The 9,765-nt window shown below is 31.2% G+C and carries 9 protein-coding genes and 1 tRNA gene; all 10 read right to left on the minus strand.

The window, feature by feature from the left end; genetic code table 11:
• Positions 1-884, minus strand: an 884-nt coding sequence (locus tag SVN78_06095) for a glycosyltransferase family 4 protein (GenBank protein MDY6821174.1), incomplete at its 3' end; no start/stop codon positions are given.
• A 64-nt stretch (positions 885-948) separates the two neighbouring features.
• Complete coding sequence (locus SVN78_06100) at positions 949-2,049, minus strand: lysylphosphatidylglycerol synthase transmembrane domain-containing protein (GenBank protein ID MDY6821175.1); 1,101 nt, start codon at positions 2,047-2,049, stop codon at positions 949-951.
• A 444-nt stretch (positions 2,050-2,493) separates the two neighbouring features.
• Complete coding sequence (gene fbp / locus SVN78_06105; protein ID MDY6821176.1) at positions 2,494-3,588, minus strand: fructose-1,6-bisphosphate aldolase/phosphatase; 1,095 nt, start codon at positions 3,586-3,588, stop codon at positions 2,494-2,496.
• Positions 3,589-3,706: 118 nt separating this feature from the next.
• Positions 3,707-3,780: transfer RNA gene (locus tag SVN78_06110), tRNA-Pro, on the minus strand.
• Positions 3,781-3,979: 199 nt separating this feature from the next.
• Positions 3,980-4,369 (minus strand): DUF4282 domain-containing protein, encoded by a 390-nt coding sequence (locus tag SVN78_06115; GenBank protein ID MDY6821177.1) that lies wholly within the window; start codon positions 4,367-4,369, stop codon positions 3,980-3,982.
• A 66-nt stretch (positions 4,370-4,435) separates the two neighbouring features.
• Positions 4,436-5,737: a FliI/YscN family ATPase gene (locus SVN78_06120; protein MDY6821178.1), complete on the minus strand. Its 1,302-nt coding sequence runs from the start codon at positions 5,735-5,737 to the stop codon at positions 4,436-4,438.
• On the minus strand, positions 5,706-6,746 hold the full coding sequence (locus tag SVN78_06125; GenBank protein MDY6821179.1) for a FliH/SctL family protein: 1,041 nt from the start codon (positions 6,744-6,746) through the stop codon (positions 5,706-5,708). Before SVN78_06125 ends, SVN78_06120 begins: the two co-directional genes overlap by 32 nt.
• 14 nt (positions 6,747-6,760) lie before the next feature.
• Positions 6,761-7,774, minus strand: a complete 1,014-nt coding sequence (gene fliG / locus SVN78_06130) for a flagellar motor switch protein FliG (GenBank protein ID MDY6821180.1) — start codon at positions 7,772-7,774, stop codon at positions 6,761-6,763.
• A 12-nt stretch (positions 7,775-7,786) separates the two neighbouring features.
• Positions 7,787-9,424, minus strand: a complete 1,638-nt coding sequence (gene fliF, locus SVN78_06135; protein MDY6821181.1) for a flagellar basal-body MS-ring/collar protein FliF — start codon at positions 9,422-9,424, stop codon at positions 7,787-7,789.
• Positions 9,425-9,739 (minus strand): flagellar hook-basal body complex protein FliE, encoded by a 315-nt coding sequence (fliE, locus tag SVN78_06140; protein MDY6821182.1) that lies wholly within the window; start codon positions 9,737-9,739, stop codon positions 9,425-9,427.
• Between the last annotated feature and the right edge of the window lie 26 nt (positions 9,740-9,765).

Genomic DNA, 9,765 nt, shown 5'->3' on the forward strand with positions numbered 1-9,765 from the left:
AAAAAGAATAAAAGTGCTAAAATAATAATAAAATTAACAAAACTTACATAAAATATTGAATGTATATATAACCATAAATTTTCCAAAAATCTTGAAATATATCCTCTAGATATATATTTAATATTTCTAACATTTACAGTTAAATCCCCTTTCTCATCTATGTTTACTAATAAATAGTGATAGTAATTCCTGTCCTCATCAAATAGAAAACCACCAGCACCACCTGTAATATAATAATCAACCCCCCTTATATTCTTTTTATAAAAAACTCCTAAATTAGATGAAAAAACAGCATCAACATTATAGTCAGGTAATGTGTGGTAGAAAAATTTTTTAAGATATTGGCTGTTAATTACATTATCACTGAAATATTTTAATAACTCTCCCTTAGGTAAAAAGGGAGGCTTATTCATAAATATTAATATATTTTTACACTCGCTATACTGATTAAGCCTATTTAAAAGCCATCTTTTTAAATACACCTCTGAAGTAGCACCAGTTGTATCTATAAATATAAAAGCATTGTCATTTACTAAAAATGAGAAATTAAATGGGCCAAAGTGCCTATAAAATCTCTCCAATCCATTTAATGAGGATATTTCATCTACACCAACTACATTGATAAAAAGAATATCTAGTTTTTTAATTGATCGATAGATTAGTCTATATTTATCCTCACCACCTTCACAAACAGCGTTGCCAAGAGATATAACAAAATCTATATCCTTATCATTCAACTCGGGAATTATCTTTTTATCAAAAACACTTATTGAGTTTTTTATATTACCCAACACTGCAAAGGTTATATCTTTATCCTTAATTCTCTCAATCTTTTGAACATTTTCTATATTTAGGTTTACATAATCTTCCTCTATAAAAACCAAATAAAATCTATACAAAATGAGCAAAAAAACAAAGAAAAGATCTATAAATAGAAAAATCTTAAACTTATAGGGTTGCATCTTTATTACTATTAAAAAAACCTTTAGCTATATCAAAATAAAATATTATAAGACCCATTATTACACCAATATATATAGTAAAAAATCTCCAGGCTGCAGTTACTATAACAATATCAGATGATCTAATTAATCCAGAAAATAAAAAGGAATAAGCACCTTCAGCAATACCTGTAGAACCAGGAGTTGGAGCAAAATACATTAAAAACATAACCATAACTTGATAGGCAATAATAGAAGTTATAGGTATATCATAACCTAAACCCTTAATTATTATTACTGAAAAAGTAAATGAAGAAAATAGAAAAAGACCTGAGAATATAACCGATAAAATAGTGTAATAAGGTTTTGTCTTTAAAAAATTCAGCATGCTAAAAGCATATATAGAAATCTCTCTTAGAAAAAATGTATTAATCTTTTTAAACCTTTTCCTAGATATTATTTTTTTTCTTTTTAATTTTCTAAGGGTCAGAAAAATTATCTTTTTAAATAATTTAGATTTATAAACAGTAAAAAAAATTACAAATATATATAATAATAATATTACTATAGTATAGAAAATTATTCCAATATTATAGGATGTATTTCTAATATTCTTTTCTGTTAAAATAACTATTGGAACAAATATTATAAAAAAAACAACCGTTATTACTGTTCTTATAACTGTTGCTGCAGTAGCATCCCCTATATTAACACCACCCTTCTTTAGATAAAATATCTGTATAAACCCCCCACCAACAGCTGAAGGTGTTATATTTGATACAAACATATTTAAAAAGACTACCTTGGCCAATAGCTTTTTAGAAACCCTTACATCTAAACTCCTTAAAATATAGTAAAACCTAATTCCATCAAAGAAAAAATAACAAACAAGACATATTAAACATGGAATAATTATGTTTAATTTAAATAAAGAATAAAAATTAACATTAGTATCCCCTATTATTTTGTATATTATATAGATAGATAAAAAAGATAAAAAAAAGGTTAAAATGGTTAGATAAAAATAAAGTCTAACCTTCTTATATGTTAATTTACTTTGAACCTTATTTATTTCTAAATTTTCTTCTTTTTTTATATGTTTTGCCATTTATGAGCACTAATTTAATGTTAATACATTATAAAATAAATATTTAACATATAAATTTATAATAAACTATAATAAGATATTGAATTTATTTTATATATTAAAGTTCTAAAGCATACACAATTATAAACTATTTATTTAACATTAAAATACCTTCTGATAAACTCCTCGTTTTATATACAATAAATTTAAGTTCTATGGGGTTAGAGGGATAAAGTTTTTTATCTTAAATTAGCTTGCTCCAAATATTATAAAAAAATAAATCTTATACTTAATCCTATAAATAGTAGAAATTCTATCCTTCTAATTATTTTAAATTCTACTAAAAATAAATAGTTGCTAGGGAGTATTATATTATAACTCCCTAGCAGTAATTATTATACTAATATATTTTACCTGGCTTCTAACTTGCTTACCTAACAATTTTACATACTTAGTTTAATTACTTTATTCAAACCTATCTTTTAATCTATCCATAATGCCTGGCATTGTTGTATATTCTAATTCATCTAAAGATAATCTATGAGGCTCAAAAGGGCCATGGGCTCTTAAATAATTTGCTACTATATTTGATTGCCTCCTAGCTTCATCAAAAGATGGATCATCAAACATATCCTGTGGTCCTACAAGTTTCCCATTAGATATTTGAAAACCTGCAGCTATAACTCTTGGTGGCCCATCAAACCTCGTTGGATGAGCATCTCTAAAGGAAACTGGCATTATTGGGCCATTATGGGAACCTCTCATCCAACCATCAACAATATATGAAAAAGCAAAGGGCTCCAACACTTCACCAACTGCAGGAAAGCCTGATTGACATCTAACAATCATAACAGGATCATCTTTACCAACATATTTTCCTGCGATAAAATTTAGCTTTTGAGTCGAAGATACAGCAGCAATCTCATTGTCTTTCTTTCTATAAACCCTCTTAATTAAAAACTTACTAGTTGCACCAATAAACATTAATAAATCATATAATTCCTCCGGACAGCTCAATTTTATTGTTTTGCCATCTTTTACATTAAGAATCTCAAAAATAAACCCATCATGCATAGAGGAATCAATAATAAGCCCCGCTGTATTAAAGGGATCTGCAAAAATTTTATATAGAGGATAGTTCCAGGCTCCAGGGGATGTTTTATCAGCCATAAATATAATTATAGGGTCGGATTTCCTCTCAATAAACTCTATCTCTGCAACACCAGGCCCCATCCCTTTAATGTTGCCAGAAAAAGCATCCTTTAACAAATCTTGTCCTGCCCCATATAATTTTAACTCTTTGGCTTTTTCTGTTGCTTTTTTAAAAACATCCCAAGCAAACTTATGTATTTCTTCGTTTTCTTCTCCCTTTCTATGGGTCATTATCAATTCAAGATCATCACCTACATTTGTAACAAAACCATCAATTATAAGCCTATCATGGCAAGCCTCTTCAATTTCTTTTCTTGCTACACACAATAGATCACTGTGCACCATTGAATGCCCTGTTATACCACCCACATCAGCCTTTATAACACTTATTGTTATCTTTTCTTCCATGTACTACCCCCTTATATTAATATTAATAAATTTATTCTATAATAAAATTTTATAATTAAAATTAATTATTTCAATATAATAATTAAAAAAGATATTTAATTTGTTTGATTATGACTTATCGGGATAGGGGGACTTGAACCCCCGACCCCAGGTTCCCGAAACCTGTGCGCTACCAAACTGCGCTACACCCCGCAAAATATACATATATACTTTGGGTTACATAGATTATAGCGAGACTGTAACAATTAGCAATATACTTTTTCAATATTAAACTTCATCTTTAAAAAAGAGCTATTTTTTAACTTAATTTTTTATTCTATTTATACCAATTGCTTATTTTAAATTACATTACACTTAATAATATCTTTTATATATAACAAAAATATTTTAACTAAACTTCTTTATCGTTTTCATCAGAAGTTTCTTCAGTATTATTCTCGTGGACTGTGAATTGGTTTTCAGTACTTTCACTAACTTCAGATTGGATTTCTTCACTTTGTGACAATCTAGATATATCATCAGATATCTTAAACAAAACCATAACAATCTCTAAAACAACCCTTGATAGCACAACCATTATTAGAAACGATAAGGGTGCAACTATAACTAACTTAACTAATCCCCAAAAAAAAGAATCTGTAAAACCGTCAATAATAATCCCGAGTGCAAAAATTGCCGAGGCAATAATGAGTATTATGTATAAAACACTTATCACCCTTTTAGTGATTAGCTCCTTAAACTCGAAATCGAACAAGCTCTGAAAAAATCCCTTTTCTTCCATCACACCCTCCACTATTTATTTATTAAAATTATACTATTAAAAATATACTAGTCAATGGTAATTATTTTATAACAATAAATTTTTTAATCTTTTTAAGCTCTCATCGAAAGTAACACCTGTATTCTTGTTCTGCTTTAAAAAATCATTTATTAAATCAATTTTATTTAGCACATAATCTAATTTCTTGTTTGTTCCCTTCTTATAGGCACCAATATTAACAAGATCTTCATTATTTTTATATATTGCCAACATATCCCTTAATTTACTTGCTAAATTATCATGCTGGTTATCAACAATCTCTTTCATCAATCTGCTAGTACTATTTAATACATCAATTGCTGGATAATGGTTTTTTGATGCCAAATCCCTGCTTAAAAAAATATGCCCGTCAATTATAGCCCTCACTGCGTCACCTATTGGGTCATTTATATCATCTGCCTCAATAAGTACTGTAAAAAGCCCTGTGATTGAACCTCTATCCTTCTTTGTGCCTGCTCTCTCAAGCAATCTTGGCAAGAGGGAAAAAACTGAAGGGGTATACCCTTTTGTTGTAGGTGGTTCTCCAGCAGCCAAACCAATTTCTCTTTGAGCCATTGCAAAACGAGTTACAGAATCCATCATAAATAGAACATCTAGGCCCTTATCTCTGAAATATTCAGCAATAGCCATAGCCAAGAAAGCACCGTTTTTTCTTACCAAAGGTGATTCATCGCTTGTAACAACTACTACAACACTCTTTTCTAAAGCATCTTCTAAATCTTTTTCAATAAATTCTCTTACCTCTCTTCCTCTTTCTCCAATTAAAGCAATTACATTTACATCTGCCTTTGTATTTTTTGCAATCATCCCTAGAAGCACACTCTTTCCAACCCCAGAGCCAGCAAATATCCCCATTCTTTGCCCTTTACCAACCGTTAAAAGAGTATCGATGGCCTTCACACCTGTCGGTAATATCTCACTTATTATCTCTCTCTCTAATGGGGTTGGAGGACTATTATAAACAGACATTCTCGTAAAATTTTCTATATTACCCATGCCGTCAATAGGTTTTCCTAAACCATTTACTATGCGACCTAAGAGTTTTTCTGATACTTTTACATAATTATCTTTATCAATACTTTTAACAACACTTCCAGGTTCGATACCATTACTATCACTATAAGGCATTAATAAAACCCGGTCATCTCTAAAACCAACAATTTCAGCTAAAATTTTATTACCAAAAATATTCTCAATTATGCATCTACTGCCGATGCCTAACATAGGCCCATCAGCCTCAATAGTTAATCCTACAATCTTTTTTACATAACCACAAAAAGACAGTTTTTCAAATGGTTCAATCTGACTCAGCAACCTTAAGTTCTTCATATATCATCTCTTCTAAATTATCTATCAATTTATCAATATCAAAAACGACATCGCCAATTTTTGTTTTTACTTTAAAACCACCTTTATTAACTGTCTTATCTGGAAAAACCTCATAACCAGGAAATTCATACTTCACATATTCAACATCATCAGGATTAACATAAAACCTTATATCTCCTAGTGATTTAAATTTATCAATCTTTGATTTTATAACACTTACCACTATTTTATCATTTATCTTTCTCTCTATGCCTACAATCCTTTTCACATAATTTAACACTATTTCAGGAAGTTTCTTGTCAATTTCATATAAAACATCCCTAATCTTCCTTATCTCATTTATCGCATCTACATAACTAGTTGACAATATATCTAGATAATCTTCTTTCTTAGCTTCATATTCTTTATAAAATTTCTCTTTGGCCTCCATCATTCCATTATTATACCCTTCATTATAACCTTTTTTTTGATATTTGTTTCTCTCAGCCTCCAATACTTCTAAATGTCTCTTTAAAGGTATAATATCCCTTCTTTGTTGCTTCGAATTATCACTTTTTTTGTCTTTCTTCTTTTCCTCTTCAATATTTAACTTACTACTCTTGCTTTTATAATCATCTTTATCTACTGTTTTATTATCCTCTTTTAATTTTTCTTCCTCAGAGACAACAGAATTTTCTGGAGAAGTAATAGTTTCTTTACTCACCCTAGATTCTCTTTTAGGTATATTAACTGTGCTTTTTTCATTTAGAGGGTTTTCTTCTCTCTTTAAATTACTGCTCTCATCCTTTTTTTTCTTGCTATTAGTCTGATCGTCCGCTTGTCTTGATCTATTGTAAGCACTAGAGGAAGAAGAGAATGAATGCCTTACTTCTTTTTCCTTGTTATCACTTTCTTTAAAATCAGTTAGGGTGAAATAAGAAAGCCCAGATTTTTTATCACTAAACAATTGTAATTCATAGGGTTTAACACTGATACCACTGCGCTTCTTTATTATACGACTTTTATTCATAGTAATCTATTAAACTATATATATTGATCTTCTCCACCATGAATACTTATAACATCCTCGGAATCTAATTGTCTCACAATCTGGACTACTTCTTGTTGTGCTTCCTCAACATCCCTTAGCCTTACAGGACCCATATATTCCATCTCTTCCTTCAATATTTGAACAGCCCTAGATGACATATTTCTAAATATTCTTTGACTCAATTCTTCATCAGCACCTTTTAGCGCAATTGTTAGAACCTTTCTATCAACACGCTTCAAGATCTCTTGTATTGCGCTATTATCAAGCTTTTTAATATCATCAAACACAAACATCATATCGCGTATTTTAGCTGCTAACTCAGGATCGTCCTTATCCATTCGTTCTAATATCTTTCCCGATGTTTGCTTGTCCATCCTATTTAGTATTTCTGCAACATTCCTAAGTCCGCCTACTTCGACATCATATGAGGAAAGTGTTTCAAATTTATCTTCCAAAACATTTGACAGTGTTTTAACAACTGAGGGAGATATATCCTGCAAATTTGCTATCCTAAAAGATACCTCTGCTTTCAATTCATCTGGCAATGAAGATAGTGCTTCAGCTGCCTGACTTGAATCCATATGTGCTAAAATCAATGCTATAGTTTGAGGGTGTTCGTTCTGGATTATTTTAACCAATTGCTTAGGATCTACTTTTGAAAGGAATTCAAACCCACGTCCTTGCTCTAAAAACTTAATCAATCTACCAATAAGTTTCTCAGCCTTTTCTGGTCCAAGTGCTTTTGTTAACGCATCCCTCGCATAGTCTATGCCACCTTGCAAAATATACTTTCTAGCAAGATACATATTGTAAAATTCTTTAACAACTTCATTTGCTACATTTGGTTCGACGTAATTAGTTGTAGCGATCTCCTTTGAAACATCCTGCAGATCTGCATCATCTAAATAAGATAACACTTTAGATGTATAATCTCTCCCTAAAGCTATTAATAAGATAGCTGCTTTTTTTGTCCCTTGTAACCCGTCTATATCTATTTGATTTGCCATATGTTTAAATATCTACTCCTTAAGCCATGCTGTTATTAAGGAAGCTATCATAGTTGGATCCTCGTCAATAGACTCCCTTAGCCTCTTTAGCATAACCTTTGCCTCGGTTGTCTCAATATCACTTTCTCTTTGGTCTAGTTCATCCTCTATCTCCTTTTCTACATCACCAACCGTTTTAGGGGTTTCAAACTCTTCTTCACCCAATGTGACATCAATGCCTTCTCCACCAAGGCCACCAACCTCTTCAGGTTGTGCCAGAATCCTTCTCAAAATTGGTCTTATTACAAACAGATAAAACAACAACATTAATAATAAGGCTGTGCTATATTTAATAACAGTTGATATTAAATGCACCTTTGTTTTATCTTCAACATAGAAATCTCCAAAATCATCAGTTGCATTAAAGGGTATATTCGCAACCTCTATTTTGTCACCCCTATTTTCATTATAGCCAACAGCCATAGCTACTATATCTTTAATTCTCTCAAGTTCTCGCTCATCTCTGGGGAGATAGGTTAATTTCCTCCTTCCATTCTCCTCAACAATAGCTTTTTTATCATTTACAACAACAGCAACTGTTAGCCTTTCAATGTCTCCTATGGCCTTTTTTTCCTCTGTAACAGTCCTACCCACTTCGTAATTATAAGTATCCTCTGTTTTATTATATTCAGACTTAACATTCTGCTCAAATAAATCGGGCTCTGCAAGATTTGGCTCAACCCCAGGTATGCCCTGTGGAGCAAGGGCAGTGCTAATACTATTTATTTCCATAGACTGCCTAGATCTAATAACAGGATTAGGATCAAAATGCTCACTCTTAACAGTTTTTTTATCATAATTTAATTCAACTGAAACCTTAGCTACAGCATTACCAGGGCCTAAAGTGCTAGATAATAAAGTGTATAATTTATTTTCAAGCTTATCTTCAACCTTCCTCTGATATTCAAGCTGTGTTTGTGTCATCATTAATGGAGCATTTTCATCTGTGAGAAATTCAGACAATAACCTTCCTGATGTATCAACAACTTGTACGTTTTTTGGATCTAGACCTTTTATAGAGCCACTAACAAGAAAAGCAATAGATTTTATCTGATCCCTTGTTATCTCAGCATTATCTGCTATATCAATTACAACAGCTGCTTTTGCCTCTGTATCTTCTGTAACAAAAAGTCTATCCTTTGGTATGCTTAAATGAACACGTGCAGATTCAATTGATTCTAAATTTGATATTGTCCTAGAAAGCTCTCCCTGTAAAGCCCTCTGGAAGTTCACATCCTGCATAAATTCAGTCATCCCAAAGGATGATCTATCAAAAAGTTCAAAGCCTGGCCCCCCAACCTTTGGTATTCCTTCCTTAGCCAATTCCAACCTAACACTATAAACTTCATCATCTGGAACAGCTATTGTCTTACCATCATCTCCCAATTGGTAAGGAATATTATTTGATTGTAAATATTCCTCTATCTGCATCCTTGATTTTTCATCTAAATTCCCATATAAAGTTTTATAAACTGGTTTATTTGCCCATAAAACCAATAACAACACTGCTATTATTACAGCAAAAGTTGCCCCTATTATAGCTATTTTTTGTATAGTTGAAAAACTTTTAAAAGCGTTACTTAACTGGTCAATAAATTCCCTTAGATTCATCTAAAGTTGCGTCCTCATTATCTCTTGATAAGCCTCTAATAACCTATTTCTAACCTCTAAAAGCATTTGAAGGGATGTCTCAGCTTTCTGCAATACAATCATAGTTTCATGTATATTCTGAGTCTCACCCTGCAAAACTTTTTTAACAGCGCTATCTGCGTTTAATTGGGCGTTATTCACACTATTTACAGCCTCTTTTAGTATCTCTCCAAAATCAAGCTTCTCTCCTTCTACACGATTATATTTTACTCTATCATCAGTTTTTAATTTATTTGGAAGCAAAAAATCTGTTTTAATATCTCTTATTTCACTCATTTTTTTCTCTTATATAAAATTATATA

The sequence above is a fragment of the Deferribacterota bacterium genome (assembly GCA_034189185.1).
Lineage (GTDB): Bacteria > Chrysiogenota > Deferribacteres > Deferribacterales > UBA228 > UBA228.

Excerpts from the sequence above, each read along its gene's own strand:
- fliF (MDY6821181.1), bottom strand. The coding sequence starts at position 9,424 with ATGAATCTAAGGGAATTTATTGACCAGTTAAGTAACGCTTTTAAAAGT.
- SVN78_06100 (MDY6821175.1), bottom strand. The coding sequence starts at position 2,049 with ATGGCAAAACATATAAAAAAAGAAGAAAATTTAGAAATAAATAAGGTT.
- SVN78_06125 (MDY6821179.1), bottom strand. The coding sequence starts at position 6,746 with ATGAATAAAAGTCGTATAATAAAGAAGCGCAGTGGTATCAGTGTTAAA.
- SVN78_06120 (MDY6821178.1), bottom strand. The coding sequence starts at position 5,737 with ATGAAGAACTTAAGGTTGCTGAGTCAGATTGAACCATTTGAAAAACTG.
- fbp (MDY6821176.1), bottom strand. The coding sequence starts at position 3,588 with ATGGAAGAAAAGATAACAATAAGTGTTATAAAGGCTGATGTGGGTGGT.
- fliE (MDY6821182.1), bottom strand. The coding sequence starts at position 9,739 with ATGAGTGAAATAAGAGATATTAAAACAGATTTTTTGCTTCCAAATAAA.
- fliG (MDY6821180.1), bottom strand. The coding sequence starts at position 7,774 with ATGGCAAATCAAATAGATATAGACGGGTTACAAGGGACAAAAAAAGCA.
- SVN78_06115 (MDY6821177.1), bottom strand. The coding sequence starts at position 4,369 with ATGGAAGAAAAGGGATTTTTTCAGAGCTTGTTCGATTTCGAGTTTAAG.